This is a genomic window from Pseudomonas chlororaphis subsp. chlororaphis, assembly GCF_003945765.1.
In the GTDB taxonomy this organism is placed as follows: domain Bacteria; phylum Pseudomonadota; class Gammaproteobacteria; order Pseudomonadales; family Pseudomonadaceae; genus Aquipseudomonas; species Aquipseudomonas chlororaphis.
In genome coordinates this window covers 5,672,437-5,697,760 of the sequence record NZ_CP027712.1, presented here as the reverse complement: position 1 = coordinate 5,697,760, position 25,324 = coordinate 5,672,437, and the positions used below count along the sequence as shown (strand labels likewise).

General features: G+C 62.8%; 29 protein-coding genes, 1 pseudogene and 1 riboswitch. Of the genes and pseudogenes, 16 read left to right on the top strand and 14 right to left on the bottom strand.

Annotated elements, in window-relative coordinates:
• The first annotated feature begins 2 nt into the window (after nucleotides 1-2).
• From prmC to C4K27_RS25785, 4 genes are all read left to right on the top strand, one after another.
• Entirely contained in the window at nucleotides 3-833 is an 831-nt protein-coding gene (gene prmC, locus C4K27_RS25800; RefSeq protein ID WP_053262599.1) for a peptide chain release factor N(5)-glutamine methyltransferase, read from the top strand.
• A complete protein-coding gene (locus C4K27_RS25795) occupies nucleotides 827-1,582 on the top strand; it encodes a molybdopterin-synthase adenylyltransferase MoeB (RefSeq protein ID WP_053262598.1) in 756 nt (251 codons plus the stop codon). The genes prmC and C4K27_RS25795 overlap by 7 nt, the downstream gene beginning before the upstream one ends.
• Nucleotides 1,575-2,366, top strand: a complete 792-nt coding sequence (murI, locus tag C4K27_RS25790; protein WP_053262597.1) for a glutamate racemase — start codon at nucleotides 1,575-1,577, stop codon at nucleotides 2,364-2,366. Before C4K27_RS25795 ends, murI begins: the two co-directional genes overlap by 8 nt.
• 115 nt (nucleotides 2,367-2,481) lie before the next feature.
• Nucleotides 2,482-3,000: an acyloxyacyl hydrolase gene (locus tag C4K27_RS25785; RefSeq protein WP_007928361.1), complete on the top strand. Its 519-nt coding sequence runs from the start codon at nucleotides 2,482-2,484 to the stop codon at nucleotides 2,998-3,000.
• Between the two features lie 7 nt (nucleotides 3,001-3,007).
• Here C4K27_RS25785 and C4K27_RS25780 read toward each other — a convergent pair whose 3' ends face one another.
• The 5 genes from C4K27_RS25780 to C4K27_RS25760 all read right to left on the bottom strand — a co-directional run bounded on the left by C4K27_RS25780 (nucleotide 3,008) and on the right by C4K27_RS25760 (nucleotide 8,017).
• Nucleotides 3,008-3,313: a YkgJ family cysteine cluster protein gene (locus tag C4K27_RS25780; RefSeq protein ID WP_023967381.1), complete on the bottom strand. Its 306-nt coding sequence runs from the start codon at nucleotides 3,311-3,313 to the stop codon at nucleotides 3,008-3,010.
• Between the two features lie 63 nt (nucleotides 3,314-3,376).
• Nucleotides 3,377-4,822 carry a deoxyribodipyrimidine photo-lyase gene (gene phrB / locus C4K27_RS25775; RefSeq protein ID WP_053262596.1) on the bottom strand — a complete coding sequence of 482 codons (1,446 nt, stop codon included), beginning with the start codon at nucleotides 4,820-4,822 and terminating at the stop codon, nucleotides 3,377-3,379.
• A gap of 13 nt (nucleotides 4,823-4,835) precedes the next feature.
• Complete coding sequence (locus tag C4K27_RS25770) at nucleotides 4,836-5,771, bottom strand: MerR family transcriptional regulator (protein WP_053262595.1); 936 nt, start codon at nucleotides 5,769-5,771, stop codon at nucleotides 4,836-4,838.
• 3 nt (nucleotides 5,772-5,774) lie between these two features.
• On the bottom strand, nucleotides 5,775-6,743 hold the full coding sequence (locus tag C4K27_RS25765) for a YbgA family protein (protein ID WP_053262594.1): 969 nt from the start codon (nucleotides 6,741-6,743) through the stop codon (nucleotides 5,775-5,777).
• 290 nt (nucleotides 6,744-7,033) lie between these two features.
• Entirely contained in the window at nucleotides 7,034-8,017 is a 984-nt protein-coding gene (locus C4K27_RS25760) for an NAD(P)/FAD-dependent oxidoreductase (protein ID WP_053262593.1), read from the bottom strand.
• 196 nt (nucleotides 8,018-8,213) lie between these two features.
• On the opposite strand from C4K27_RS25760, the gene C4K27_RS25755 reads away from it, so the two are divergent.
• Complete coding sequence (locus tag C4K27_RS25755) at nucleotides 8,214-9,116, top strand: TIGR01777 family oxidoreductase (protein WP_053262592.1); 903 nt, start codon at nucleotides 8,214-8,216, stop codon at nucleotides 9,114-9,116.
• Nucleotides 9,117-9,129: 13 nt separating this feature from the next.
• Nucleotides 9,130-10,146 carry a ferrochelatase gene (hemH, locus tag C4K27_RS25750; protein ID WP_053262591.1) on the top strand — a complete coding sequence of 339 codons (1,017 nt, stop codon included), beginning with the start codon at nucleotides 9,130-9,132 and terminating at the stop codon, nucleotides 10,144-10,146.
• 88 nt (nucleotides 10,147-10,234) lie between these two features.
• Here hemH and C4K27_RS25745 read toward each other — a convergent pair whose 3' ends face one another.
• Together C4K27_RS25745 and upp are read right to left on the bottom strand one after the other, a co-directional pair.
• The gene (locus tag C4K27_RS25745; protein ID WP_053262590.1) at nucleotides 10,235-11,509 is read right to left on the bottom strand and encodes a uracil-xanthine permease family protein; all 1,275 of its coding nucleotides are present in this window, start codon (nucleotides 11,507-11,509) and stop codon (nucleotides 10,235-10,237) included.
• A gap of 2 nt (nucleotides 11,510-11,511) precedes the next feature.
• Nucleotides 11,512-12,150 (bottom strand): uracil phosphoribosyltransferase, encoded by a 639-nt coding sequence (upp, locus tag C4K27_RS25740; RefSeq protein WP_007928379.1) that lies wholly within the window; start codon nucleotides 12,148-12,150, stop codon nucleotides 11,512-11,514.
• Between the two features lie 166 nt (nucleotides 12,151-12,316).
• Between upp and C4K27_RS25735 the strand changes: the two genes are divergently transcribed.
• The 4 genes from C4K27_RS25735 (at nucleotide 12,317) to C4K27_RS25720 (ending at nucleotide 14,276) form a co-directional block, all read left to right on the top strand.
• A complete protein-coding gene (locus C4K27_RS25735) occupies nucleotides 12,317-12,874 on the top strand; it encodes a hypoxanthine-guanine phosphoribosyltransferase (protein ID WP_053262589.1) in 558 nt (185 codons plus the stop codon).
• 3 nt (nucleotides 12,875-12,877) lie between these two features.
• Entirely contained in the window at nucleotides 12,878-13,351 is a 474-nt protein-coding gene (locus C4K27_RS25730) for a WbuC family cupin fold metalloprotein (protein WP_053262588.1), read from the top strand.
• Nucleotides 13,352-13,439: 88 nt separating this feature from the next.
• On the top strand, nucleotides 13,440-13,925 hold the full coding sequence (locus C4K27_RS25725) for a hypothetical protein (protein WP_053262587.1): 486 nt from the start codon (nucleotides 13,440-13,442) through the stop codon (nucleotides 13,923-13,925).
• A gap of 63 nt (nucleotides 13,926-13,988) precedes the next feature.
• The gene (locus C4K27_RS25720; protein ID WP_007928384.1) at nucleotides 13,989-14,276 is read left to right on the top strand and encodes a PA4642 family protein; all 288 of its coding nucleotides are present in this window, start codon (nucleotides 13,989-13,991) and stop codon (nucleotides 14,274-14,276) included.
• Nucleotides 14,277-14,367: 91 nt separating this feature from the next.
• Here the strand turns inward: C4K27_RS25720 and mqo are convergent, their stop codons facing one another.
• Nucleotides 14,368-15,879, bottom strand: a complete 1,512-nt coding sequence (gene mqo, locus C4K27_RS25715) for a malate dehydrogenase (quinone) (RefSeq protein WP_053262586.1) — start codon at nucleotides 15,877-15,879, stop codon at nucleotides 14,368-14,370.
• Nucleotides 15,880-16,611: 732 nt separating this feature from the next.
• Nucleotides 16,612-16,845: a hypothetical protein gene (locus C4K27_RS25710; RefSeq protein ID WP_025806225.1), complete on the bottom strand. Its 234-nt coding sequence runs from the start codon at nucleotides 16,843-16,845 to the stop codon at nucleotides 16,612-16,614.
• A gap of 206 nt (nucleotides 16,846-17,051) precedes the next feature.
• On the opposite strand from C4K27_RS25710, the gene C4K27_RS25705 reads away from it, so the two are divergent.
• The gene (locus C4K27_RS25705; RefSeq protein WP_009045547.1) at nucleotides 17,052-17,636 is read left to right on the top strand and encodes a YajG family lipoprotein; all 585 of its coding nucleotides are present in this window, start codon (nucleotides 17,052-17,054) and stop codon (nucleotides 17,634-17,636) included.
• A gap of 157 nt (nucleotides 17,637-17,793) precedes the next feature.
• Here the strand turns inward: C4K27_RS25705 and C4K27_RS25700 are convergent, their stop codons facing one another.
• Nucleotides 17,794-18,000, bottom strand: coding sequence for a hypothetical protein (locus C4K27_RS25700; protein ID WP_007928392.1), 207 nt, complete (start codon nucleotides 17,998-18,000; stop codon nucleotides 17,794-17,796).
• A gap of 187 nt (nucleotides 18,001-18,187) precedes the next feature.
• Between C4K27_RS25700 and C4K27_RS25695 the strand changes: the two genes are divergently transcribed.
• Nucleotides 18,188-18,475 (top strand): hypothetical protein, encoded by a 288-nt coding sequence (locus C4K27_RS25695; RefSeq protein ID WP_053262585.1) that lies wholly within the window; start codon nucleotides 18,188-18,190, stop codon nucleotides 18,473-18,475.
• Between the two features lie 108 nt (nucleotides 18,476-18,583).
• Here C4K27_RS25695 and C4K27_RS25690 read toward each other — a convergent pair whose 3' ends face one another.
• Entirely contained in the window at nucleotides 18,584-19,750 is a 1,167-nt protein-coding gene (locus C4K27_RS25690; protein WP_007928394.1) for a 1-acyl-sn-glycerol-3-phosphate acyltransferase, read from the bottom strand.
• 142 nt (nucleotides 19,751-19,892) lie between these two features.
• Here C4K27_RS25690 and C4K27_RS25685 point away from each other — a divergent pair, with 142 nt between their 5' ends.
• From C4K27_RS25685 to C4K27_RS25675, 3 genes are read left to right on the top strand one after another with little or no spacing between them, the layout of a single operon-like run.
• Nucleotides 19,893-20,075 (top strand): CPXCG motif-containing cysteine-rich protein, encoded by a 183-nt coding sequence (locus C4K27_RS25685; protein WP_007928395.1) that lies wholly within the window; start codon nucleotides 19,893-19,895, stop codon nucleotides 20,073-20,075.
• A gap of 11 nt (nucleotides 20,076-20,086) precedes the next feature.
• On the top strand, nucleotides 20,087-20,347 hold the full coding sequence (locus C4K27_RS25680; RefSeq protein WP_007928396.1) for a putative signal transducing protein: 261 nt from the start codon (nucleotides 20,087-20,089) through the stop codon (nucleotides 20,345-20,347).
• Between the two features lie 34 nt (nucleotides 20,348-20,381).
• Nucleotides 20,382-21,002: an SOS response-associated peptidase gene (locus C4K27_RS25675; RefSeq protein WP_053262584.1), complete on the top strand. Its 621-nt coding sequence runs from the start codon at nucleotides 20,382-20,384 to the stop codon at nucleotides 21,000-21,002.
• 168 nt (nucleotides 21,003-21,170) lie between these two features.
• Here the strand turns inward: C4K27_RS25675 and C4K27_RS31805 are convergent, their stop codons facing one another.
• Nucleotides 21,171-21,914: a methyl-accepting chemotaxis protein gene (locus tag C4K27_RS31805; RefSeq protein ID WP_370686835.1), complete on the bottom strand. Its 744-nt coding sequence runs from the start codon at nucleotides 21,912-21,914 to the stop codon at nucleotides 21,171-21,173.
• A 111-nt stretch (nucleotides 21,915-22,025) separates the two neighbouring features.
• Nucleotides 22,026-22,223, bottom strand: a pseudogene (locus C4K27_RS31800) (HAMP domain-containing protein); the annotation flags it as partial.
• A gap of 1,356 nt (nucleotides 22,224-23,579) precedes the next feature.
• On the opposite strand from C4K27_RS31800, the gene C4K27_RS25665 reads away from it, so the two are divergent.
• Nucleotides 23,580-24,395, top strand: coding sequence for a M48 family metallopeptidase (locus C4K27_RS25665; RefSeq protein WP_007928401.1), 816 nt, complete (start codon nucleotides 23,580-23,582; stop codon nucleotides 24,393-24,395).
• Nucleotides 24,396-24,521: 126 nt separating this feature from the next.
• Here the strand turns inward: C4K27_RS25665 and C4K27_RS25660 are convergent, their stop codons facing one another.
• The gene (locus tag C4K27_RS25660) at nucleotides 24,522-25,106 is read right to left on the bottom strand and encodes a TMEM165/GDT1 family protein (RefSeq protein ID WP_009045541.1); all 585 of its coding nucleotides are present in this window, start codon (nucleotides 25,104-25,106) and stop codon (nucleotides 24,522-24,524) included.
• A gap of 88 nt (nucleotides 25,107-25,194) precedes the next feature.
• Nucleotides 25,195-25,318: riboswitch (yybP-ykoY riboswitch) on the bottom strand.
• Between the last annotated feature and the right edge of the window lie 6 nt (nucleotides 25,319-25,324).

Sequence of the window (25,324 nt, the reverse complement as noted above, 5' to 3'; positions counted from 1 at the left end):
AAATGACCATCATCGCCAGCCTGTTGCGCGCCGCCCAATTGCCCGATTCGCCCACGGCCCGCCTGGATGCCGAGTTGCTGCTGGCCGCTGCCCTGGGCAAGCCGCGCAGCTTCCTGCACACCTGGCCCGAGCGGATCGTGCCCAGCGAAGCGGCGCTGACCTTCTCCAGTTACCTGCAGCGGCGCCGTTCCGGCGAACCGGTGGCTTACATCCTTGGCCAGCAGGGCTTCTGGAAGCTCGACCTGGAAGTGGCGCCACACACCCTGATTCCGCGTCCCGACACCGAATTGCTGGTGGAGGCGGCGCTGGAACTGCTGCCCGCCACCCCGGCCAGAGTGCTCGACCTGGGCACCGGCAGCGGCGCCATCGCCCTGGCCCTGGCCAGCGAGCGCCCGGCGTGGCGGGTCACCGCGGTCGACCGGGTGCTGGAAGCCGTGGCCCTGGCCGAACGCAACCGCCAGCGCCTGCAACTGGACAATGTCACGGTGCTGAGTAGCCATTGGTTCAGTGCTCTCCCAGGCGAGCGTTATCAGCTGATCATCAGCAACCCGCCCTATATCGCCGACGCCGACCCGCACCTGGCGGCGGGCGATGTGCGTTTCGAGCCGGAGAGCGCCCTGGTCGCGGGCAAGGACGGGCTGGACGACCTGCGCCTGATCATCGCCCAGGCGCCAGAGCATCTTGAGGCTGGCGGCTGGTTAATGCTCGAGCATGGCTACGACCAGGCGCCGGCTGTACGCGACCTGTTACTCAGCCAAGGGTTTGCCGAGGTGCACAGCCGTGTCGACCTGGGCGGTCATGAACGCATCAGCCTGGGGCGCCTGCCGTGCTGAACGATCAGGAGTTGTTGCGCTACAGCCGGCAGATTCTGTTGCAGCACGTCGACATCGACGGCCAGTTGCGACTCAAGGCCAGCCGCGTATTGATCGTCGGCCTGGGTGGCCTGGGCGCTCCGGTGGCCTTGTACCTGGCCGCCGCGGGCGTCGGCGAGCTGCACCTGGCCGACTTCGACACGGTCGACCTGACCAACCTGCAACGCCAGATCATCCATGACACCGACAGCATCGGCCTGAGCAAGGTCGATTCGGCGATGGGGCGTCTGTCCGCGATCAATCCCGAAATCCAGCTGGTGCCTCATCGTGCCGCGCTGGATGCCGACTCCCTGGCGGCCGCGGTCACGGCGGTGGACCTGGTACTCGATTGCACCGATAACTTCTCGACCCGCGAAGCAGTGAATGCCGCCTGTGTCGCCGCCGGCAAGCCGCTGGTCAGCGGCGCGGCGATTCGCCTGGAAGGGCAACTGTCGGTGTTCGACCCACGGCGTCCCGAGAGCCCGTGCTACCACTGTTTATATGGGCACGGCAGCGAAGCCGAACTGACCTGCAGCGAGGCCGGTGTGCTCGGGCCGCTGGTGGGGCTGGTGGGCAGCCTGCAGGCCCTCGAGGCCTTGAAGCTGCTGGTGGGGTTCGGCGAGCCGCTGGTGGGTCGCCTGTTGTTGATCGATGCCCTGGGCACGCGCTTTCGCGAACTGCGGGTCAAGCGCGACCCGGGCTGCAGCGTCTGTGGGGGCCCACATGCGTGAGGCGCCGATCGGTGTCTTCGACTCCGGCGTCGGCGGCCTGTCGGTGCTGGCGGAGATCCAGCAGCGCCTGCCCCATGAGTCGCTGCTATATGTAGCCGATTGCGGCAACATTCCCTACGGCGAGAAAACCCCCGAATTCATCCGTCAGCGTTGCAGCCTGGTCGCCGGGTTTTTCCGCGAGCAGGGCGCCAAGGCGCTGGTGCTGGCCTGCAACACCGCGACCGTGGCCGCTGTCGCCGACCTGCGTCGGGACTACCCGGACTGGCCTATCATCGGCATGGAGCCCGCGGTCAAGCCGGCTGCCGCCGCCACCCGCAGCGGCGTGGTCGGCGTGCTGGCCACCACCGGAACCTTGCAGAGTGCCAAGTTCGCCGCCTTGCTCGATCGTTTCGCCACCGATATCAAGGTCATTACCCGGCCATGTCCGGGCCTGGTGGAGCGGATCGAAGCCGGGGACCTGCACAGCCCCGCGTTGCGCCAACTGCTGCAGGGTTATGTCGAACCGCTGCTGGCGGCCGGCTGTGACACCCTCATTCTCGGCTGCACCCACTATCCGTTTCTCAAGCCGTTGCTCAAGTCGATGATCCCCGAGGACATCAGCCTGATCGATACCGGGGCCGCGGTTGCCCGCCAGCTGGAGCGCCTGCTCGGCGAGCGCGAGCTGTTGGCTGCGGGGCCTGCACGCCAGGCCCGGTTCTGGACCAGTGGCGATCCGTATCACTTCAAACATATTCTGCCGCTGCTCTGGAAAGAGGCGGGAGCGGTGCAAAGCTTCGCCCTATAAGAAAATCGCGCAGAAACGGTGATTTAAGCTGAACTTCTGCTCAAGCACAGATTTCTATTAACCTGTTTGCGGAATCTGACAACACCATACAAATCGTTTGAAAAGGATGTTCCTGATGAGACGAATGTTTTGTTTGGCTGCACTTGCAGCCGCGCTATTGGGGCAAAGTTTTTCGGCACAGGCGGCCGGCGTCGAGTTTTCGGTGGGGCAGACCGGCGATTCGACCCAGACCTATCGCCTGGGTATGCAATTCGATTGGGACAAAAGCTGGCTGCAAAGCGATGTCGGTCGCCTGACCGGCTACTGGAGCGGTGCCTATACCTTCTGGGATGGCGACGAGAAGTCCAGCAACCACAGCCTGTCGTTCTCGCCGGTGCTGGTGTACGAATTTGCCGGGCAGAACATCAAGCCTTACATCGAGGCGGGGATCGGCGTGGCGGTGTTCGCCAACACCGAGGTGGAGGACAACAAGCTCGGTTCGGCGTTCCAGTTCGAGGACCGCTTCGGTTTCGGCCTGCGGTTCAACGGCGGGCATGAAGTCGGTCTCCGTGCCACGCACTATTCCAATGCCGGTATCGCGACACCCAACGACGGCGTAGAGAGCTACTCGCTGCATTACACCATGCCGCTGTAAGACCCTTTCAGCGATACGCCGTGGCGATGCCGCGGCGTTCGTTGAGGCAGTCCACTTCCCCCATCTCGAACTCCCGGCAGATCAGTGGCCGTTGTTCGTAGATGCTGCACAGCATGCTGTTGCGATCCAGCGCGGCACACCAGCCATCATCCAGTCGCAACATGACTTCGCCGCCCCAGTCGTCGGTGTCGATAAAACGTTCGGGCACCCCGGTTTCGGTGATCAGCATCACTTCCAGTTGGCAGCAGCAGGCCGCGCAGCTCGAGCAGGTGACCGCCGTTTCGGCGATCTGGGTGACAGGAATAGTGGTCATAGGCGCGCAGTGTAAGGCAGTGGCCGCAGGCTGTGTGAAACCACTGACGGACGCCTGCCGCCCTTACTCCCGATATTCCTCGGCCGCCACCCGTGACGGCAGGTTCTTGAAGGCCGCCAGGGCGCGCTCGCGGGACATCGACAGATCGACCATCGGCGGCGGGTAATCGGCCACGCCGAACAGGCCGCCCATGGCAGCCGGGTTGTGGATATCTTTTTCGCTCAATCCCGCCAGCTCTGGCAGCCAGTGCTTGATGAACGTCCCTTGGCTGTCGAACCTCTGCGACTGGCTCAAGGGGTTGAAGATGCGGAAGTAGGGCGCCGAATCGGTGCCGGTGGATGAACTCCATTGCCAGCCACCGTTATTCGCCGCGAGGTCGCCGTCGATCAGGTGGTGCATGAAAAAGCGCTCGCCCTGGCGCCAGTCGATTAGCAGGTTCTTGGTCAGGAACATCGCCACGATCATCCGCAAACGGTTGTGCATCCAGCCGGTTTCCAGCAACTGGCGCATGGCTGCATCGATGATCGGCAGGCCGGTGCGGGCCTGCTGCCAGGCCGCCAGCTCCTCGGGGGCATCGCGCCAGGCCACGGCTTCGGTTTCCGGGCGGAAGGCCCGGTGCCGGGACACCCGCGGATAACCCACCAGGATGTGTTTGTAGAACTCGCGCCAGAGCAGTTCGTTGATCCAGGTGACGGCGCCGGGGCTACCGCTGGCGAACTCTCCCCGGTTGTTTTGCAGCGCCGCGTGCAGGCATTGGCGCGGCGACAGCACGCCGGCGGCGAGGTAGGGCGAAAGCTGGCTGGTGCCGGGCCTGGCCGGCAAGTCGCGCTCGGCCTGGTAGTGGTCGAGCTGCGTCTCGGCAAAGCGCGCCAGGCGTTGTTGCGCCGCGGTTTCACCGGCCGGCCAGAGCGCCTGCAGGTGCGGGCCGGGTGTGGGGAAGCCCTCGACCTGCCGGGGCACCGCATCGGCCTTTATCCTCAGCGCGGCTTGCGCCCTGGGAGCCGCCAGCTGTGGCGGCAGGGCGCTGTGCAGCCGGTTGTAGCAGACCTTGCGAAACTGGCTGAAGACCTGGAAGTAGCCGCCGCTCCTGGTCAGCACACTGCCGGGCCGGAACAGCAGTTGGTCGAGGTAGCTGTGGAAGCCCACGCCCTGGCTCTTCAGCAGGCTGGCCACCGCCATGTCACGGCGACTCTCGTGAATGCCGTATTCCTCATTGACGTGCAGCGCCTCGATGGCCAGTTCCCGGCACAGCTGCAACAGTACCTGGGGTGCCTGCTCCCAGCTCGGCGCTTGGCGGATCAGCAGCGGGATATTCAGCCGCGCCAGGTCGCCGCTCAGCTGCTCAAGGTTACGCAGCCAGAAGTCGACCTTGCACGGCGCATCGTCATGCGCCTGCCACTGCCGCGGGCTCAGCAGGTACAGGGCCACGGTCGGCCCGCGCTGGGTTGCGGCGCTCAGTGCGGTGTTGTCATGCAGGCGCAGGTCGCTGCGTAGCCAGATCAGTTGCATGGGAATTCCTGCATTAGAGAAGCCTTAGCCCGGTCAGGGCCTGATGCGCCGAGAGCGGGTCTGCGGCGAGGTGCAGATTGGCGATCTTGGTAGTGCAGATGGCCAGTTCGGCGTGGTGGATGCTCACTGCTGGGCCGACGATGAGTACCGGGCGGTCGAGGCCGCCGAGCAGGCGTGGCAGTTGCCGCAGGTTGATCGACTGGCTCGCGTACAGCAGCACGCCCCGCGCTTTCAGGTGTTCGGCGGCCAGGGCCAGTTCACCGGGGGGCAGCGGCCAGTCGAAGACTTGCACCGGGCAGTCGGCATTGCTGATCAGCCAGGCGCAGAGCCACAGGTGCGGCTCCAGCGGCAGGTCCGAGTGATTGATCAGCAGCAGCGGGGCGCCTTGTAGCTGGCGATTGTTGTGATAGACCCGCACCGCGAATTTGCTGCGCAGCCAGGAATGGAAAAACACCCGTTCCATTCGCATGCCGAAGCGGCCCTGCCAGCGCTGTTCGAGTTCGCCCAGCAGCGGTAGCAGCAGGTGCTCGCACAAGGTTCGTGGCGGATAGAGCGCCATGGCCTGGTTGAAGCTTTCGTCGACCTGGCGCTCGGCCAGTTGGCTGATGGCCTGGACCAGGCACTGGCGTTGCAGGTGCCAGTCGTTGTGGGCCGGTTCGCTGGGCGCCGGCTCGGCGTCCAGCAGGTGCTTGACCTGGCTGACCGCCACCCCGCGATCGAGCCAGGTCAGGATCTTCAGGATGCGCTGCACGTGTTCGTTGGAAAACAGCCGGTGACCCTTGGCGGTGCGTTGCGGCACGATCAGCCCGTAACGGCGTTCCCAGGCGCGCAGGGTGACGGCATTGACCCCGGTCTGGCGGGTCACCTCGCGAATCGGCAACCAGCCTTGCTCATGGACACCATCGGATTCGCTGGCGGATGCATCCGGGTCGAGCCTCGAGTCGTTCATGGTTCAGAGCGCGTTGCGCAGGCTGAGACTTTCCGGGTGGGGCTGCAGGTACGCCTGCTGCGCGATGTAGGGATCGGGGTGCCGGCGCAGATGATGCTTGAGCAAGGTCAGCGGTACCACCAGCGGCACGATGCCATGGCGGTACTGGGTGATGAGGTGCTGCACTTCCTGTTTGTCGTCGCGGCTGATGGCTTGCTTGAGATAGCCGCTGATGTGTTGCAGCACGTTGCTGTGGGTACGGCGGGTGGCGCACTTTTTCAGGGCCGCCATCAACTGGCTGAAATAACGCGGGCCGACGAACACCGGGTCGCTTTGGCCCATGCTGCCCAGCAGATTGCCGAGGACCTTGTATTGCTCCGGGTTGTGGGCCATCAGCAGGTATTTGTAGCGCGCGTGAAAGTCGGTCAGGCGGCGACGGCTCAGGCCTTGCCTGAGCACGTCCTGCCAGGCGCTGTAGGCGAATACCCGGGTCAGGAAGTTTTCCCGCAGCACCGGATCCTTGAGCCGGCCGTCTTCTTCCACCGGGAGGTCCGGATGGCGGCTGCAGAACGCCTGGGCATGGATACCACGTCCGCTGAGCTCGGCGGGGCGGCCCTGGTCCTGGTAGACCTTGACCCGCTCCAGGCCGCAGGACGGAGATTTCTGCATGAAGATGTAGCCGCAGAGGCTGTCCAGTTCAGCGGCCATGCGCTGGCCGTAATCGGTGAGTGCCCGGGTGACATCCATGGTTTGGTCGACACTGCCAACGGCCCGCGGTTGCCGCGGATCGCCCATCAGGCGGATCGGTTCGCGGGGGGTACCCAGGCCGATGGCGACTTCCGGGCACAGCGGGACAAACTCGAAAAACTCAGCGAGGGCCTGGCTGCACAGGCGCGATTCCTTGTGCCCGCCGTTGTAGCGCACAGGCGCCCCCAGCAGGCAGGCGCTGATGGCGATTCTCGGCTTGTCGGTCTGGGCTGGCTTGTCGGGCATGTGAGAGGCTCCGGTTTCATGTACAAAAATAAGATTTTGTACAACTTTGCCTCATCATAGGGTCAAAGGTGTGCAAGTCAAATATTTTGTATAGGTTTGCCGCGCAGCCCTTCGGGTTATGTCCTGCTCATCTGTCGTGCGATTGCTGGCTGGCTAACGCATGAGATTGTGGCGCGCGTTTTTCTTCGTCTCGGAACGGTCCGACTGGTAGAAGTGTGTTCGATTCTTGAGCGGAGCAGACAGGCTGCTGTCCATTGCGACAGCAGCAAAACGTTACGCGGGTGATGCGCTTACAGGTTTTCGTGCAACCGGCGGGCGGCCTCCTGCCCGCTGAGCCAGGCCCCTTCGACGCGACCGGACAGGCACCAGTCGCCGCACACATAGAGCCCCAGATCGACATCCGCCAGGGCTCCCCACTCATGGCTGCTGGCCGGGCGAGCGTAGAGCCAGCGGTGGGCGAGGCTGAAGGTCGGGGCGGGCATGGCGCTGTGCAGCAGTTCGGCGAATGCGCCGTGCAACTGTTCAATCACTGCTTCTTTCGGCAGATCGATGTGCTGGCGGCTCCAGGTGCTGCTGGCATGCAGGACCCAGGTGTCGAGGCTGTTGTCGCGCCCTGGCTTGCTGCGGTTGCGGGCCAGCCAGTCCAGCGGGCTGTCCTGTACGAAGCAGCCTTCCACTGGGGTTTCCAGCGCGGTCTCGAATGCCAGGGCGACAGCCCAGGTCGGGTCCATCTTCACCCCGGCGGCGGCACTCGCCAGTTTCGGTGCGGCGGCCAGCAGGGCGGTGGCCTGGGGGGCCGGCGTGGCGATGATCACGTGGCTGAACGGGCCGTGGGTGAAACCTTCGGCATCCTGCAGGTGCCAATGCTGTTCGCCGCGGTAGACCTCGGTGATGCGGCAGGCGAAATGCACCTCAGTTTCGCCCAGCAGGCCACGGGTGATGGCGCTCATGCGTGGGGTGCCGACCCAGCGGGTCTGTTCGTCCGGCGACGGGGTGAGCTGGCCGCCATGGAAGTTGTACAGCTGCGGCGCCCATTCGGCGGCCCAGCCATTGGCTTGCCAGCGCTGGACTTCGGTGACGAAGCGCCGGTCGCGGGCGGTGAAATATTGCGCGCCCATGTCCAGCGCGCCGGCGTCGCTGCGTTTGCTGGACATACGCCCGCCGCTGCCGCGGCTCTTGTCGAAGAGTTGCACGACATGCCCGGCGTCTCTCAGCGCCTGGGTGGCGGAGAGTCCGGCGATGCCGGTACCAATGATTGCGATGGGTACGGTCATAGGGGCCTCGTTTACCTTTCTGTGCAGACTACGCCGTCGTTAAAATCTGTACAATTTTGTTTTTTGGTATAACTTTCGGCGTTATCGGTTTTACAGGGTGTCCTATTGTTAAACACAGAGCCTGCCCGATTGAAAAGATCCCTGCTTATAAAAATAGACTAGGGATGCGGGTAAAACGCCACGCGAGGAAGATGTCATGCACATATTGCTGACCGGCGGTACTGGTTTGATAGGACGTCAGCTCTGCCGTCACTGGTTGACCCAGGGCCATCAGTTGACCGTATGGAGTCGCCGGCCCACCGAGGTGCCCAAACTCTGTGGCGCTCAGGTTCGCGGCATCGCCCGCCTGGACGAGCTTGCAGAGGAACCGGTCGACGCCATCATCAACCTGGCGGGAGCACCGATCGCCGATCGGCCCTGGACTCACAAGCGCAAGGCGCTGCTTTGGAGCAGCCGCATTACCCTGACGGAAAAGTTGTTGGCCTGGCTGGAAAGCCGGGGGCAGAAGCCCGGGTTGCTGATCTCCGGGTCGGCCGTGGGCTGGTATGGCGATGGCGGGGAGCGCGAGCTGAACGAGGATTCGCCCCCGGTCAGTGAGGATTTCGCCAGCCAGTTGTGTATCGCCTGGGAGGAAACCGCGCAGCGTGCCGAGGCCATGGGCCTGCGTGTGGTGCTGATTCGCACGGGCCTGGTGCTGGCGGCCGAGGGCGGCTTTTTGTCGCGCCTGCTGCTGCCCTTCAAACTGGCGCTGGGCGGGCCGATTGGCAACGGTCGGCAGTGGATGCCGTGGATTCATATCAAGGATCAAATCGCCCTGATTGATTTTCTTCTGCACCGCAGTGATGCCAGCGGTCCTTATAATGCCTGCGCGCCCAGGCCGGTGCGCAATCGCGAGTTCGCCAAGACCCTGGGCAGCGTCTTGCGCCGGCCGGCGGTAGTGCCGGTGCCGGCCTTTGTCTTGCGTGTCGGCCTGGGGGAATTGTCGTTGTTGCTGCTGGGTGGTCAGCGCGCGGTCCCCGCGCGGTTGCAGGCCGCCGGATTCACTTTCCAGTTCACTGATTTGCGTGCGGCCCTGGACGACCTGTCCAGCCGCCTCTGAAATAGGACGTTGCATGACCGATCACGCGTTGCTCCTGGTCAACCTGGGTTCGCCGGCCTCCACCTCGGTGGCGGATGTGCGCAGCTACCTCAATCAATTCCTGATGGACCCTTACGTGATCGATCTGCCGTGGCCGGTTCGGCGGTTGCTGGTATCGCTGATCCTGATTAAGCGTCCGGAGCAATCGGCCCATGCCTACGCTTCGATCTGGTGGGAGCAGGGTTCGCCGCTGGTGGTGCTCAGCCGCCGCTTGCAGGAAGCCATGACGAGTGAGTGGAAGCACGGTCCGGTGGAACTGGCGATGCGTTATGGCGAGCCGTCCATCGAGTCGGCGTTGCTGCGCCTGGTGGCCCAGGGGCAGAAGAAGATCACCCTGGCGCCGCTCTATCCACAATTCGCCGACAGCACCGTGACCACGGTGGTGGAGGAAGCCCGGCGGGTGATTCGGGACAAGAAGCTGGATGTGCAGCTGTCGGTGCTGCAGCCGTTTTACGATCAGCCGGAGTACCTCGACGCGCTGGTGGCCAGTGCCAGGCCGCACCTGCAACAGGACTTCGATCATCTGCTGCTGAGCTTTCATGGCTTGCCCGAGCGGCACCTGAAAAAGCTCAATCCCGGCCACAGCCTGGAAGGCGATTGTTGCCGCAACGCGACACCCGAGGTAGCCGCGACCTGTTACCGCGGCCAGTGCCTGAGCACGGCCCGGGCATTCGCCGAGCGCATGGGGCTGGCGGACGGCAAGTGGTCGGTGTCGTTCCAGTCCCGTCTGGGGCGTGCCAAGTGGATCGAGCCCTACACCGAAGCGCGCCTGGATGAATTGGCCCGACAGGGGGTGAAGAAGATCCTGGTGATGTGCCCGGCGTTTGTCGCCGACTGCATCGAGACCCTGGAAGAGATCGGTGATCGCGGTCGCGAACAGTTCCGCGAAGCGGGAGGGGAGGAGTTGGTACTGGTGCCGTGCCTGAACGATGACCCGCAATGGGCCAAGGCATTGAACACCTTGTGCGAGCGCGGGCCTTTGGCGTTGTAAACGCATCGCGGGCAAGCCTTGCTCCTACGGCAATACCGTCTGTAGGAGCGAGGCTTGCCCGCGATGGATTTCCGGCTGACGCGGATCCTCAGATCAGCGGTTCCTCAGCCTTCTTGTTCTTCCAGCCATCGTTGCCCGGCAGGATCAGGTTCAGCGCAATCGCGACGACGGCGCACAGGGCGATCCCTTTCAGGCCGAAGTCGTCCGGACCGGTACCGGTACCGATCAACACCCCGCCAATCCCGAACACCAGGGTCACCGAAACGATCACCAGATTGCGGGCTTCGCCCAGGTCGATCTTGTGACGGATCAGGGTGTTCATGCCCACCGCCGCGATCGAACCGAACAACAGGCAGAGAATCCCGCCCATCACCGGTACCGGAATGCTTTGCAGCAATGCGCCGAACTTGCCGATAAACGCCAGGCTGATGGCGAAGACCGCCGCCCAGGTCATGATTTTCGGGTTGTAGTTCTTGGTCAGCATGACCGCGCCAGTCACTTCGGCGTAGGTGGTATTGGGCGGACCGCCGAACAGGCCGGCGGCGGTGGTGGCGATGCCGTCACCGAACAGGGTGCGATGCAGGCCGGGCTTCTTCAGGTAATCGCGACCGGTCACGCTGCCGACCGCGATCACCCCACCGATGTGCTCGATGGCGGGTGCCAGGGCCACAGGGACGATGAACAGGATCGCCTGCCAGTTGAACTCCGGCGCGGTGAAGTGCGGCAGGGCCAGCCAGGGCGCCGCGGCGATCTTCGCGGTATCGACCACGCCGAAGTAGAACGACAGGGCAAAGCCCACCAGCACCCCGGAGATGATCGGCACCAGGCGGAAGATGCCTTTGCCGAACACCGCGACGATCAGGGTGGTCAGCAGCGCCGGCATCGAGATCATCATCGCCGTCTGGTAATGAATCAGCTCGCTGCCGTCGCCGGCCTTGCCCATCGCCATGTTGGCGGCGATCGGTGCCATGGCCAGGCCGATGGAAATGATCACCGGGCCGATCACTACCGGCGGCAGCAGCCGGTCGATGAAACCGGTGCCCTTGATCTTCACCGCCAGGCCCAGGAAGGTATAAACGAAACCGGCCGCCATCACCCCGCCCATGGTCGCGGCCAGGCCGAACTGGCCCTTGGCGAGAATGATCGGGGTGATGAAGGCAAAGCTGGAGGCCAGGAATACCGGTACCTGGCGCCCGGTCACGAGCTGGAACAACAGAGTCCCGAGACCCGCCGTGAACAGCGCCACGTTGGGGTCGAGACCGGTAATCAGCGGCATCAACACCAACGCGCCAAAGGCCACGAAGAGCATCTGCGCGCCAGACAGCACCTGGCGCCAGAGCGGATCGTTGAACTCATCCCGCATGCTCAGGCGTCCTTCTGCTTGGTGCCGAAGATCTTGTCGCCGGCATCGCCCAGGCCCGGGATGATGTAGCCGTGCTCGTTGAGTTTCTGATCGATGGATGCGGTGTAGATGGTCACGTCCGGGTGCGCTTTCTCGACGGCTTCGATGCCCTCGGGGGCGGCGACCAGCACCATGGCGCGGATGTCCTTGCAGCCAGCCTTTTTCAGCAGGTCGATGGTCGCGACCATGGAGCTGCCGGTGGCGAGCATCGGGTCGATGATCATGGCCAGGCGTTCGTCGATTTCCGGAACCAGTTTTTCCAGGTAGGTGTGCGCCTGCAGGGTTTCCTCGTTGCGGGCCACGCCCACGGCGCTGACCTTGGCGCCCGGGATCAGGCTGAGCACGCCTTCGAGCATGCCGATACCGGCACGCAGGATCGGCACCACGGTAATCTTCTTGCCGGCGATCTTCTCGACCTGGACGGGGCCGCACCAGCCCGGAATCTCATAGGATTCGAGCGGCAAGTCTTTGGTGGCTTCGTACGTCAGCAGGGCACCGACTTCCTGAGCGAGCTCGCGGAAGTTCTTCGTGCTAATGTCGGCGCGGCGCATAAGGCCAAGTTTGTGTCGGATCAGCGGATGGCGGATCTCACGGATGGGCATAGGGAAAGGCTCCGGCGGCGGGCAAAAAAACCGGCCTAGATTAATCTATCCGAGGGTGTTGTCCTATAGACATCTAAGTACGTTAGTCCAGAAACGCTTGATCTGACCGGGCCGGATGCGTACCTTTGCTCGCTTTTCCGAAACTGCCACCCCCCTGGAGAGCGCCATGTCCGCTGATCTCGAGCATATCCGTCAAATCATGCGCGAGGCTGACTGCCTGTACACCGAAGCTGAGGTCGAGGCGGCCATCGCCCGAGTCGGTGCACAAATCAATGAACAACTGGCGGAGCGCAATCCGGTGGTTTTCTGCGTGATGAACGGTGGCCTGATCTTCTCCGGCAAGCTGCTGACCCACCTGAAATTCCCCCTGGAAGCTTCCTACCTGCACGCTACCCGCTATCGCAACGAAACCAGCGGCGGCGAGCTGTTCTGGAAGTCCAAGCCGGAAGTGTCCTTCATCGACCGTGACGTGCTGATCATCGACGACATCCTCGACGAGGGGCATACCCTGGGCGCGATCATCGACTTCTGCAAACACGCCGGTGCCCGCGCGGTGCACACCGCCGTGCTGATCGACAAGGACCACGACCGCAAGGCCCGTCTCGACCTGAAGGCCGATTACGTCGGCCTGCCCTGCGTGGACCGCTACATCTTCGGTTACGGTATGGACTACAAGGGTTACTGGCGCAACGCTGCCGGCATCTTTGCCGTCAAGGGCATGTAAGCCATGGGCGGGCCGAGCTATCTGGATCAGTCGCTGTTTGCCGAACTGGCCGAAAAGTCCTCGGCCAGCCCCCGTGGTCGTCATCACCACAACTTCCATCAGATGCAAGAGCCTTGTCACCGCATGGCGGTGGGACTGCAGCCATCCACCTATATCCCGCCCCATCGTCACCTGAGTGACGACAAGGCCGAGACCTTGCTGGTGCTCAAGGGGCGCCTGGGCCTGCTGATTTTCGACGACGCCGGTCAGGTGCTGGAAAAACGTGTGCTGCAGGCGGGTGGCGATTGCATGGGCGTCGACTTGCCGGTCGGCGTCTACCACGGTCTTGTGGTGCTTGAGCCCGATAGCCTGATGTTCGAATGCAAGGCCGGGCCTTATCGCCCGGTCGGCGAAGGTGAACTGGCCGCTTGGGCGCCCCGCGAGGGGGAGCCGGATGTGGCCGAATACCAGGCCTGGATGCGCGCCCAGTTCGACTGAGCGCCATCCTCGCGCTTGAGCTGTAGCCGCTGCAAAAAATCTGCGCTGACCCATGCTAGAGTGCCAGGCCTTGTGTCCGGAGCCTGTCATGAGCCTTTTGATTCGCAGTTGCGCGGCCTTTGTTCTGATCCTGAGCCTGCCCCTGGCCGCCGCCCCGGCGCCCATGCATGCGCAGTTCCTGCCCCCCGATGACCTGACCCTGCGTGACGCCGCCCCCGAGCAGCAACAGTTGTTGCAGGTCACCGAATACTCGGTGGTCATCGGCAGCCAGCGCCAATCCAACCAGCAACCGATCCCGGTCACTTCGCCGCTGCTGGTCCGGCTCAAGGGCAAGCCGTTGAACAAGGGCGCGACCATCAGCCAGGTGCTGGTGAATTTCGATGGCGAGAGCAAAAGCCTGAAAAAGCCCCAGTTCGACGCCAAGAGCAAGACCCTCACCCTGTTCTATCCATTGGCCCAGTATCGGGTGGTGATGGACCTGTTGCGCAACGACACGGTGTATTGCCAGTTCCTCAGCTACGCCAACGGCCACATCTGGGCCGATCTGCACACCGGCGCCGTACACTCGCGTTGAGGCCCGATGCGGCCTGGGGGTAAACTGCCTGCCCCGTGAAATGTCTGCGAGCTGGAGTCGGCAATGCGTAAAGATAAGAAACAAGTGATTGGTGACGAGATCGGCGATGCGCAGATCAAACTGTTCCTCGATTTCGAGCCGGCCGACGCCACTTCGCCGTCCCTGCACAAGCTGATCAAGGCCTATCGTGGCCTGCGTATCGACGATTTCGAGCGTTTCCTGGTGTTCTTCGTCGAGGCCGGCTACGACCTGGACGGCAAGGACGAACACGGCAAGGACTTCGTGGCCCTGATCCAGGACCAGCGCAATGCCGCCGACTACATCGAACTGATCGAAAAAGCCCGCGGCTGAAAACTCACCGCCCCGTCTGTGGCTGTGTTTAAGCGGCGATAAAAAAACGCCCCGTTCTCCAAGAGAGCGGGGCGTTTTTCATGAGCGCGGCTTAAGCGTAGCTTTCGGCTTCGCTGCTCTGTTCGACCAGTTCCAGGCTGACGTTGTTCTCGCTGTTGATCTTGCGGTACAGCGCGGCGTCGGTTTCCAGGGCCTTTTCACGGGCCGGGAAGATTTCCTTGAGCTTGCTGGCCCACTCGCCGCTGGCCTTGGCCGGGAAGCAGCGCTCGATCAGTTCCAGCATGATCGAGACGGTCACCGAAGCGCCTGGTGAAGCGCCGAGCAGGGCGGCGAGGGAGCCGTCCTTGGCTGCGACCAGCTCGGTACCAAACTGCAGCACGCCGCCTTTCTTCGGATCCTTCTTGATGATCTGCACCCGCTGGCCGGCCACTTCCAGGCGCCAGTCTTCGGCCTTGGCCTCCGGGTAGAAGCGACGCAGGGATTCCAGGCGCTGCTCCATGGACTGCATCACTTCGCTGACCAGGTACTTGGTCAGGTCCATGTTGTTCTTGGCCACGGCCAGCATCGGGCCGATATTGCCGGCGCGAACCGACATCGGCAGGTCCATGAACGAGCCGTGCTTGAGGAACTTGGTGGTGAAGCCGGCGTACGGCCCGAACAGCAGGGACTTCTTGCCATCGACCACGCGGGTGTCCAGGTGCGGCACGGACATCGGTGGCGAACCGACCGCGGCCTGACTGTAGACCTTGGCCTGGTGATGCTTGACCACTTCCGGGTTGTCGCAACGCAGCCACTGGCCGCTGATCGGGAAGCCGCCGAAGCCTTTGCTTTCCTCGATGCCCGAAGCCTGCAGCAGCGGCAGTGCTGCGCCACCAGCGCCGAGGAACACGAACTTGGCGTCGACTTCACGGGTGTTGCCGCTGTTGACGTCCTTGATGCTGACGGTCCAGCCGTTGTCCTTGTTGCGTTTCAGGCCGGTCACGCGCTTGCAGTACTTGACCTGGGCATCGGGTGCGCTGGTCAGGTGCTTGAGCAACTGGTTGGTCAGGGCGCCGAAGTTGACGTCGGTGCCGTTGATCACGCGGGTGGCGGCGAGGACTTCGTCAGCCGCGCGCCCCGGCATCATCAGCGGCATCCACTCGGCCATCTTGGCCTTGTCTTCGGTGTATTCCATGTCCGCGAAAGCGTGGTGCTTGCTCAGCACTTCAAAGCGCTTCTTCAGGAAGGACACACCGCTGTCGCCCTGGACGAAGCTCAGGTGCGGCACCGGGCTGATAAAGGACTTGGACGAGCCGAAGGTGCCTTTCTTGGTCAGGTAGGACCAGAACTGCTTCGACACCTCGAACTGGGTGTTGATGTGCACGGCTTTCTTGATATCGACGGAACCGTCGGCGGCCTGTGGCGTGTAGTTCAGCTCACAGAGGCCGGCGTGGCCGGTACCGGCGTTGTTCCACGGGTTGGAACTTTCCGCGGCACCCGAATCCATCAGCTCGACGACTTCCAGCTTGATCGCGGGGTCGAGCTCCTTGAGCAGTACAGCGAGGGTGGCACTCATGATACCGGCCCCAACCAATACGACGTCTACTGCTTCGTTATGCGCCATTAACGCGTCTCCAAAATCTGCAGCACCAAATTGACGGCATAGCTGCCAGGAGTAAGGGGCGGTTCACGTTATGCCCCGGGTCACTCATGGCCAGGATCGCCATGTCCGAATCTTCGCAATTTTTCGCAACTTCGACGGACGCTACCAACCGGGCCTGATCCGCGTATGAACGCATTTCAGGGCAGGGCGGGCAATTCGACTTATGGTCAAGAGTCCGTTTGTGCAACCAAATCCGTAGCGGACAGGCTTCAAGCGCAAGTATCTGAGGCGTGCTCGGTCCTGTGTAATCGGGCTGTTGTAGACGCTAATGGTGCCAGTACAGACGCAAAACTATTCATTTGCTCGCCACACTCTTGTGAAGTTGTGAAAACCCGTTTTTTCACGCTCTTTTGAAGACGTGAACCTCAAAAAAGGGCTGTCCAAGCCTGGCACCGGCCCGAGGGGTGAATGCCGACATGGAGCACGTGGCATTAACGGGCGAACAGCTTAGTGGCCGAGCAATGGCAGCTCTGCAGATGCGCGAAAAGCGGTGGTTTGCAAGATGAACAGCAAGCACGCCGGCTTCACTCGATCTGTGTGGGCGGCTCTCTGTGGGCAATGCGGGGGAGCTGAAGCTGATGCATCAGCGATGCTGCGAGGCCCGATCAGGAGACGTCCTTATAATCGGGGGGAGATTGTAACGAAGAAACGCGCGGAAATGATCCTGTTTAATGACTTTTATTAGTCTTTTGGTCAGGTAGCCATCATCGGTTGCACCCGGGCGCGGGCAATGCGTGGGCTGACGCGGGCGCTGGCGGGTAGCGGCTGGTGCAACCAGTTGAGACGGATTTCCTCGATTTCCACCCAGCCGTCGCCCATTGGCGGCACTTTGCAGTGCTTGAAAGCCTGGCAGCGGCCCTGCGGGTCGAGCTTGGCGAAGCTGCGGTATTTCTGGCGCGGAGCGAACAAGGACCAGAGGAAATGCATGGCGATGTACCTGTTGGGCAGTTGCGATGAAGAATGCCGCCTGGGCGTTACATGGCCATGTAACGTCCGTGACGGGGAGGTTACAGCAAGCGCCTTGTACCGAACCTGTATGAGAGCTGACTGACTCGCGCCGGGCCGCTGGTTAGCGGCCGCTGACCCCCGCTATACTGCGCGTCTGTCTGTGCCTGATTCCTGGAGAAATGAGCATGTTGCAACGCCTGTTGTTCGGTTTGATTACTGTGACCAGTTTGACGCTGGCTGGTTGCGCCCATAGCCCGCAACAACTCAGCCCGGAACCGAAGCTCACCACTCAGCTCGCGCCGGTCGGCCATGGCCAGCCGGTGGTCGTGAAAGTGGTCGATGGCCGTCCGTCGCCAACCCTGGGTACCCGCGGCGGGCTGTACCCTGAAACCAGCGCGATTACCGTCCAGGGCGCGCAGATCCTGCCGAAGCTGCAGGCCCAGGCCGAGGCCGCGGTACGCCTGCTGGGCTTTACCCCGACCGCCAACGCGCTGAACGCTCCGCAACTGACCGTGACCCTGGCCGAGCTGAAGTATCAGTCGCCCAAGGAAGGCCTGTACGTGACCGAGGCCACCATCGGTGCGACCTTCCGTTCCGATGTGCAGAACGCCAACCGCCGCTACAGCGGTCGCTACGGTGCGTCCCTGGACCAGCGTTTCGGCATGGCGCCGAACCAGGAAACCAATACCAAGCTGGTCAGCGACGTGCTCAGCGACGCCTTGACCCGCCTGTTCAAGGACCCGAGCATCGGCCAGATTCTCGGCGAATGATGTGAGCCTTGTGTAGCCGCTGCCGCAGGCTCGGGCCGCGTTCGGACGATAAGGCCCGAAGGGCCTTGCTTGACGGCTTCGGCGCTGTACACAAAAAAGCCCGGCTTCCACAGAAGCCGGGCTTTTTATTGACTGTCGATTTGTTTCGAGTCCGGACTCACGCCGCCTCGACGTAAAAATCCAGCACGCTGACGCCTGTCAGCAGGTCGGTTTCCGGCAGGTCGGCATGCTGGTGCCCGCCGAGGGCGCAATACACCAGCCAGTGGCGGTCCTGGACGTTGAAGGCCAAGGCGCCGACCAAGGCTTCCTGTTCGTCGCTGGGGGCGATCAGGTAGAGGCGGTCCTGGTTTTCTGCGTGCAGCATGACAAGCTCCGTGTCGGTTTCGAGGGGCGCCAGACTGGCCTGTTTGTATGACGAACGTATGACAGGGTGAATTAACCGGCAGGCGGCTTGTTATCTGTCGGAAAGCCCAGGCAGAAAGTGGGCCTTTGGGTAAAATCCGCGCCGCGAGCCGTCAGGGCTCGTTATCCGGTTTCATTCGAGGTTCGTGATGTCGCTGCAACTGATCTGGTCGCTGTTCAGCGCCCACCCCGCCAAGCTGATCAATATTCTTGCCTTGCTGTTCGCCTTTCCCGGTAGCTGGTTGTTGCACGCCACACGACGTCGTGAGCAGCGCGCGCTGGCCAATCTGGCCGCCCAGGGCCAATCCCGCTCCCAGGATCTGCCGGGGCAGGCATTGGACGATGCGACCTTGCGCATGAACCGGTTCTTCTACCGCTTCGGTTTTGCCTGCCTGGGGCTGGCGTTGCTGGTGTCCTGGATCAGTACCCGATTCTGAAAGCCGAGGCCGCTCTCGCGAGCAAGCTGGCGATCGGCATCGTTTCCCGGCACACATTGCACAAACGACAACGGCGCCTTCTGGCGCCGTTGTCGTGTGCGGTGAGCGTTATGGCAATGCCAGTCCCGCCTTGACCCGATACTGATTGCGCACCGGCGTCGCATATTGCAGCACCAGGTACGGGCGATGTTCCTCCGGGCAGGCGTCCAGGCGCCGTTGCCACTCTTCCTGGGCCTTGGCCAGTTCGTCCGCCGGGAACACCTGGGCCGCGCTCGGTACCTGCAGCGCCGGGTCGGCATCGCTCCACTGGGCGTAGGCCAGGTAATGCACCGGGAACAGGCGATAACCGCCGAGGATCTGCCGGTCCATCTCCACCGCCAATTGCTTGGTGTCCTCGAACAGCTCGCTGATCGGCGCGGCGAAGTTCACATGGACCCGGCCCTTATAGCCGGTGATGCCTTTGGCGATGCTGATGTCGTCCTCGCCCGGGGCCTTGGTGTAGCTGCCGGTGGTAGCGCGGATATACAGCTCGCGGGCCTTGGCCTGATCGCAAGGGTCGTATTCGTAGCTGATCGACACCGGGGTCAGGTTCAGCGACTGGATGACCTCGCCGAACGGCTCGTCCTTGCGGCTCATGTGGAACATCTTGAGGATCGCCGATTCGGTACGGTCGTCGCCGTCCTTGGCCCGGCCTTCGGCCTGGGCAATCCAGATCGATGCGCAATCGTTGCGGATCGAGTGGTTGATGTAGGCCGACAGCAGCTGGTAGGCGGCCATCTTTTCCCGGCGTCCGGTGATAGAACGGTGCACGATGAAGCTCTTGTTCAGGCGCATCAGGTCGCTGACGAAAGGCTTCTGCAGCAGGTTGTCGCCAATGGCGATGCGCGGGGTCGGCAGCCCGGCGTGGTACACCGCGTAATTGACGAAGGCCGGGTCCATCACGATGTCGCGGTGGTTGGCGATGAACAGGTAGGCGCTGCCGGACTTGAACTGCTCGACCCCGGTGTAGGTCACGCCGTCGGTGGCCCGCTCGATGGTGCGGTCGACGTAGAACTCGACCTTGTCCTGCAGGGTCGCCACCGAAGTGACCGCGGCGAACTCACGGCGCAGCCGATGAGCTATAAGGGGTTTGAGCAGCCAGCCGAAAGCACCGGCAAAGCGCGGGAAGCTGAAGTGGGTGAGGATATCTAGAAACGCCTTGTCGCCGAGCAGTCGAGCCAGCACCGCTGGTACTTCAGTGTCGTCGTAAGGTCGGATGGCATCGAATTCGCCCATCATGCTCTCTTGTTGGAAACGGCTAGGTAAGAAAAGGTTTGGATCGAAAAATAGCCGGGCGCGGTCTGAAAAGTAAGCTCAGATCTCAATAGCCCTGCAAATAGACCGGCGATTATACGCACAAGTCACTCCGGAGGCCGCGATGCTGGAAACCGAGCGCTATCAATGTCCCTACTGTGGTGAAGAGGCCGAGGCTGTACTGGACCTGTCCGGGGGCGATCAGCAGTACATCGAGGATTGTCCGGTCTGTTGTCGGCCCATTGTGTTTACCCTGCAGACCGACGGGCAGGAATGGATGCTCGACGTGCGCAGCGAAAACGAGTGACGGGGGGCTTTATGCAGCGAATCTACGAACCGGAAAACCTGCTGGAGGCGGAGTTGCTTCAGGGCATGCTGGCCAGCGAGGGGGTCGAGGCGCATCTGGTGGGGCGGGATTTGCTTGGCGGTACCGGTGAGTTGCCCATGTTCGGCCTCCTTGGGCTGGCGGTGGATAACGACCAGGCGCAATACGCTCGGGAGCTGATCGCCGCGTACAATGCCGCGCTGCCGATGCCCGGCGACGAGCCAGCCAATCATGCCGGCGTGCTGATCTGTTAGGCTGGCCGCCGATTTTCCGAGAGTTGTTTGCCCCATGTGTGGACGTTATGCCCTGTTTCGCTGGAACCAAGCGTTTGCCGTCTTGCCCGGATTTCCGGCGGACCAGCAGGCGCAGTGGAACATATCACCCAACGATTCGGTGCTGATCCTGCGCAACAGCGACGGCCAGCGCAACCTTGCCCGCGCCCGCTGGGGCCTGACGCCACCCTGGCTGACCGATCTGTCGCGCACCCCGGCCCATGCCCGTGCCGAAACCCTGGCCGAACAGCCGATGTTCCGCGAAGCCTTTCGCCAGCGCCGCTGCCTGCTGCCGGCCAACGGTTTTTACGAATGGCGCGGCGGCACCCGCAAGCGCCCGTACTGGCTGACGCCGGGGGAGGGTTCGTCGCTGTTCTTCGCGGCGATCTGGGAAGCCTATCCAGTGCAGGAACAGGTCTGGCTGAGCACCGCAGTGGTCACCCAGCCGGCGGCCAGCCAGCGTCGGCCATTGATTCTCGATGCCCAGGGCCAGGAAGCCTGGCTCGACCCCGATACACCGTTGCCGGTGCTGCAAGCCTTGCTGGCCAGCCCACCGGCCGCCTTGCGCGAGCGGGTGCTGGCCAACCTGGTGAACGATCCGAAGCTCAACGCCCCGGAATGCCTGACCCCGGGTTGACGCCGTCCCTGAGTCGCGTGGCCTGATTCGGCTAGCGCTTCGCACGGAGTGCCGCCCAACTCGATCGCAGCCTACGGCAGCGACTACAGAGCCCGTGTCGGGCTGTTGAATCGCGCCGCAATCCCTGTAGCCGCTGCCGAAGGTTGCGCAAGGTCCGCAGGGCCTTTTTTACACCTTGAACTGATTGATCAGGCGCCGCTGCTGCTCGGCCAGCTTGGTCAGGCCGGCGCTGGCTGCGCTGGATTCGTCGGCGCCGCCCGCCACTTCGTTGGCCACCTGGCCGATATTGATCACGTTGCGGTTGATGTCCTCGGCGACGGCGCTTTGCTCTTCGGCGGCGCTGGCGATCTGGGTGTTCATGTCATTGATCACCGACACCGCCTGAGTGATGGTTTCCAGGGCTTCGGCCGCTTTCGCCGCGTGCTGCACGCTTTCGTCGGTGCGGTTCTGGCTGTCTTCCATGACCCGTACCACATCGCGGGTGCCTTGCTGCAGTTGCTGGATCATCGACTGGATTTCTTCGGTTGCCTGCTGGGTTTTCTGCGCCAGGTTGCGCACTTCATCGGCCACCACGGCAAAGCCGCGGCCCTGTTCGCCGGCACGGGCGGCTTCGATGGCGGCGTTGAGGGCCAGCAGGTTGGTCTGTTCGGCGATGCCGCGAATGGCGATCAGGATTGCGTTGATGTTCTCGCTGTCCTTGGCCAGGGTCTGCACGACGCCCACCGCCCGACCGATTTCCACGGCCAGGGCGCCGATGGCGGTCGAGGTGTCGCGCACGATCCGCATGCCCTGGCTGGCGGCCTGGTCGGCATGGTTGGCGGCTTGCGCGGCCTGGGTCGCGTTGCGGGCCACGTCCTGGGCGGTGGCGGTCATTTCATGCACGGCGGTGGCCACCTGGTCGATCTCGGCCATCTGCTTGTGCACGCCCTGGTTGGTGCGAATGGCGATATCGGCGGTGTGTTCGGAGGAGTCGCTGACGCTCTGCACCGAGGTCACCACCTGGCTGATCATCGCCTGCAGCTTGGCCAGGAAGGTATTGAAGCCCTTGGCGATCGAGCCCAGTTCGTCGGCGCGGTCGCTGCTCAGGCGGCGGGTCAGGTCGCCTTCGCCCTGGGCGATGTCGTCGAGCATGGCCACCATTTGCTTGAGCGGACGGGCGATGCCGTGGCCCACCAGCCAGATCACCAGCAGGCCGAGGCCGGCGATGATCAGGCCGACCATGGCCATGCCGAAGGTGTCGGCCTGGCGTTGTTCGGCCAGGTCGCTCTGCAGTTTCTGCAGGTCGGCCATGACAGCGTCCAGCGGCAGTTGCAGCATCAGGATCCAGCGGGCGTCGGCCTGGCCAATGCCGAACGGCAGGTACAGCTCGATCCGCCCGTGGGCCTGATCGACGTTGTAGTTCACTTCGCCGCGCTTGAGGTTGCCCAGCTTGGCGACTTCCTCGCTGTCGAGAATGTCGCTGACCTTTTCGCCGAACTTGCTCGGGTCCTTGGTGTAGGCCACCAGCCGGCCATTGCCACCGATCAGGGCCATTTCGCCGACGCCGTTATAGAGTTTCCGGTTGGCGCCCAGGAGCATGTCCTGGATGAAGTTCACCGACAGGTCGGCACCGACGATGCCCTGGAAGGCCCCGTCGAGCAGGATGGGTTCAATAAAGGAGGCGAGCATGACGATCTTGTCGCCGACCTTGTACGGCGCCGGGTCGATCACGCAGGATTTCTTGCTTTCCTTGGAGCACAGGTAGTACTCGCTGGCACGCACGCCAGTGGACAGGACTTTCTGGTCGTCCACGTCCACCAGTTTGTCCAGGCCCAGGCTGCCGTCTTCGTTGCGGAACCACCACGGCAGGAAGCGTCCGTTGCTGGCATCGATACCCACCACCTTGGTGTCGACATAGGCGCTGTCGTTATGGTCGATGGCGTTCTTTTCCCAGCCTATATAGGCACCGAGAATCTTCGGGTTCTGCGCGACGTTTTCCTTGATCAGGTTGATCAACTGCTCGCGGCTGAGATTGAGCTGTGGATTGCCGTCCGCGCCCTTGCTGCCGATCAGCGCGTTGATCCGCACCAGCCCGCCGGCGATCAGCAGGGGCGCCTCGAGTTCACGCTGGATCTGGCTGACCTGGGTCTGCGCCAGGCCGACCAGTCGCTGCTCGATGACTTGCTCGAATTGAGCCTGGGTTTGCTGCTGCACCATCTCCTGGGTCCGGGCACCGGCGAACAGGGCGTACAGCACCAGGGCAACGACCACGCTGAGGACGATGGCACCGGCCAGGGCGGCCACGGAAAACTGGATCGACTTGAATTTCATAAGGGCTCCGGACGCAGGAATGACGTCTGCCCCGTTGTATCGGCAAGGCCCTCGCCGACCATGAGCGAGGATTGGAAAAATGGCTGTTTTGTAGGCTGGCATGTCGCAAATGGACAGCTGCCGGCCGTTGCCAGCGCGGAGGGGGAGGTTCTGTGAATTTTTTCCTACGGTGCCGTATCTGAAAACAGCGTGCTACACGTCCGTTGTATCTGGCGTCGATACACAACTGGGCCTAGGATACGCGCCATGTTTTCAGGGAGCGTTTTCATGAGTAAGAAGCAGGTTTTGGGTGCACTCACCGCTGCGTTGCTGCTGTCGGGTTGCCAGTCGGTCAACACCACCAGCGGTGGCGCTGTTGGGGTCGATCGCAAGCAGTACATGTTCAGCATGCTGTCGACCGATGAGGTCAACCAGTCCTACGCGCAGTCCTATCAACAGACGATCGGCGAGGCGAGCAGCAAGAACGTGCTGGACAAGTCCAGTGCCAATGCCAGGCGCCTCCAGGCGATCGCTAACCGGCTGATTGCCCAGGCCCCGGTGTTCCGCCCGGATTCCGCGCAGTGGAATTGGGAAGTCAACCTGATCAAGAACGATGAGCTCAACGCCAACTGTGGTCCTGGCGGCAAGATCATTTTCTACACTGGGATCATCGACAAGTTGCAACTGACCGACGATGAAATCGCCGCGGTCATGGGGCATGAAATCGCTCACGCCTTGCGCGAGCACGGTCGTGAAGCGATGTCCAAGGCCTACGGTGTCAGCGCGCTGAAGCAGATTGCGCTGATCGCCGGCGCGCCGCAGGAAGCGGTCGCCGTGGGCGACAACGGGGTCAACCTGTTGATGACCCTGCCCAACAGTCGCGGCAATGAAAACGAAGCCGACCTGATCGGCCTGGAACTGGCGGCCCGCGCCGGCTACAACCCGAACGCGGCCATTACCCTGTGGAACAAGATGAGCAAGGCTTCGGAAGGCGCGCCACCTGAATTCCTCAGTACTCACCCGGCGTCCGGCAGTCGTATTTCCTCGTTGGAAGCGGCGATTCCGAAGGTGATGCCGTTGTACCAGCAAGCCAAGAGGCCCTGATCGTCTGGCGTGTTGTTGACGACAGGGTCGTGAACAAGCCGGCCCCCTGCAAAAGAAAGCCCCGACTGGTTCGGGGCTTTTTTGTGCTCGCAGGTTTGCCTGGAGGTGTGCCTGCTGATGGTGCGCTTACAACCAGCCGCTGCTCTGCATGGCCTTGTACACCGCGACAATGGCCAGGATGAAGAACGCCGAGGCCGCGAGGCGACGGATCAGGGTCAGGGGCAGTTTCTCCGCAGCGAAGTTGCCGGCCAGTACCACCGGGACGTTGGCGATCAGCATGCCGGCGGTGGTGCCGATGATCACCAGCCACAGTTCCGGGTATTGCGCCGCGAGCATGACGGTGGCGATCTGGGTCTTGTCGCCGATTTCAGCGAGGAAGAACGCGATCAGCGTGGTCAGGAAGGGGCCGAACTTGCGGGCGGTGCTGGCTTCGTCGTCATCCATCTTGTCCGGCACCAGGGTCCAGAGTGCGGTCGCGGTAAAGCTCGCGGCGAGGATCCAGTGCAAGGTCGCGTCCGAGAAGAAGCTGCCGAACCAGGCGCCTACCGCACCGGCTGCCGCATGGTTGGCCAGGGTCGCGGCGACGATGCCAGCGATGATCGGCCAGGGTTTGCGAAAGCGCGCGGCGAGAATGAGGGCAAGCAGTTGCGTCTTGTCGCCGATTTCGGCCAAGGCAACGATCGCGGTGGGAACCAGTAGAGAATCCAGCATCAGGGCATTCCTAAGGGGCGGGTCGACACGGCTATGACACGTACAGCCTTCCCGCCCCGGGTAAGGTGTGCGTGTCATAGGTCTTGTCAAACCCTGCGGTCCGTCTGTGCGGACTCTTGGGTCGCATGCGCCATGATCTGAGGATCAAGTATGTTGACGCATGCCGGGCGAGCGTGACGCTCGCGGGAGACTACTCCCCTAGGACGGAGCGGATTCTG

Coding starts and splice junctions, on each gene's coding strand:
- upp (WP_007928379.1), bottom strand. CDS start 12,150: ATGCCCATCCGTGAGATCCGCCATCCGCTGATCCGACACAAACTTGGC.
- C4K27_RS25665 (WP_007928401.1), top strand. CDS start 23,580: ATGAGTAAGAAGCAGGTTTTGGGTGCACTCACCGCTGCGTTGCTGCTG.
- C4K27_RS31805 (WP_370686835.1), bottom strand. CDS start 21,914: ATGGCCGAGATCGACCAGGTGGCCACCGCCGTGCATGAAATGACCGCC.
- C4K27_RS25710 (WP_025806225.1), bottom strand. CDS start 16,845: ATGCATTTCCTCTGGTCCTTGTTCGCTCCGCGCCAGAAATACCGCAGC.
- C4K27_RS25705 (WP_009045547.1), top strand. CDS start 17,052: ATGTTGCAACGCCTGTTGTTCGGTTTGATTACTGTGACCAGTTTGACG.
- C4K27_RS25675 (WP_053262584.1), top strand. CDS start 20,382: ATGTGTGGACGTTATGCCCTGTTTCGCTGGAACCAAGCGTTTGCCGTC.
- C4K27_RS25785 (WP_007928361.1), top strand. CDS start 2,482: ATGAGACGAATGTTTTGTTTGGCTGCACTTGCAGCCGCGCTATTGGGG.
- C4K27_RS25730 (WP_053262588.1), top strand. CDS start 12,878: ATGGGCGGGCCGAGCTATCTGGATCAGTCGCTGTTTGCCGAACTGGCC.
- hemH (WP_053262591.1), top strand. CDS start 9,130: ATGACCGATCACGCGTTGCTCCTGGTCAACCTGGGTTCGCCGGCCTCC.
- C4K27_RS25700 (WP_007928392.1), bottom strand. CDS start 18,000: ATGCTGCACGCAGAAAACCAGGACCGCCTCTACCTGATCGCCCCCAGC.
- C4K27_RS25685 (WP_007928395.1), top strand. CDS start 19,893: ATGCTGGAAACCGAGCGCTATCAATGTCCCTACTGTGGTGAAGAGGCC.
- C4K27_RS25755 (WP_053262592.1), top strand. CDS start 8,214: ATGCACATATTGCTGACCGGCGGTACTGGTTTGATAGGACGTCAGCTC.
- C4K27_RS25680 (WP_007928396.1), top strand. CDS start 20,087: ATGCAGCGAATCTACGAACCGGAAAACCTGCTGGAGGCGGAGTTGCTT.
- C4K27_RS25725 (WP_053262587.1), top strand. CDS start 13,440: ATGAGCCTTTTGATTCGCAGTTGCGCGGCCTTTGTTCTGATCCTGAGC.
- prmC (WP_053262599.1), top strand. CDS start 3: ATGACCATCATCGCCAGCCTGTTGCGCGCCGCCCAATTGCCCGATTCG.
- C4K27_RS25690 (WP_007928394.1), bottom strand. CDS start 19,750: ATGGGCGAATTCGATGCCATCCGACCTTACGACGACACTGAAGTACCA.
- C4K27_RS25695 (WP_053262585.1), top strand. CDS start 18,188: ATGTCGCTGCAACTGATCTGGTCGCTGTTCAGCGCCCACCCCGCCAAG.
- C4K27_RS25765 (WP_053262594.1), bottom strand. CDS start 6,743: ATGCCCGACAAGCCAGCCCAGACCGACAAGCCGAGAATCGCCATCAGC.
- C4K27_RS25735 (WP_053262589.1), top strand. CDS start 12,317: ATGTCCGCTGATCTCGAGCATATCCGTCAAATCATGCGCGAGGCTGAC.
- C4K27_RS25720 (WP_007928384.1), top strand. CDS start 13,989: ATGCGTAAAGATAAGAAACAAGTGATTGGTGACGAGATCGGCGATGCG.
- C4K27_RS25780 (WP_023967381.1), bottom strand. CDS start 3,313: ATGACCACTATTCCTGTCACCCAGATCGCCGAAACGGCGGTCACCTGC.
- C4K27_RS25745 (WP_053262590.1), bottom strand. CDS start 11,509: ATGCGGGATGAGTTCAACGATCCGCTCTGGCGCCAGGTGCTGTCTGGC.
- C4K27_RS25660 (WP_009045541.1), bottom strand. CDS start 25,106: ATGCTGGATTCTCTACTGGTTCCCACCGCGATCGTTGCCTTGGCCGAA.
- mqo (WP_053262586.1), bottom strand. CDS start 15,879: ATGGCGCATAACGAAGCAGTAGACGTCGTATTGGTTGGGGCCGGTATC.
- phrB (WP_053262596.1), bottom strand. CDS start 4,822: ATGCAACTGATCTGGCTACGCAGCGACCTGCGCCTGCATGACAACACC.
- C4K27_RS25770 (WP_053262595.1), bottom strand. CDS start 5,771: ATGAACGACTCGAGGCTCGACCCGGATGCATCCGCCAGCGAATCCGAT.
- C4K27_RS25760 (WP_053262593.1), bottom strand. CDS start 8,017: ATGACCGTACCCATCGCAATCATTGGTACCGGCATCGCCGGACTCTCC.
- murI (WP_053262597.1), top strand. CDS start 1,575: ATGCGTGAGGCGCCGATCGGTGTCTTCGACTCCGGCGTCGGCGGCCTG.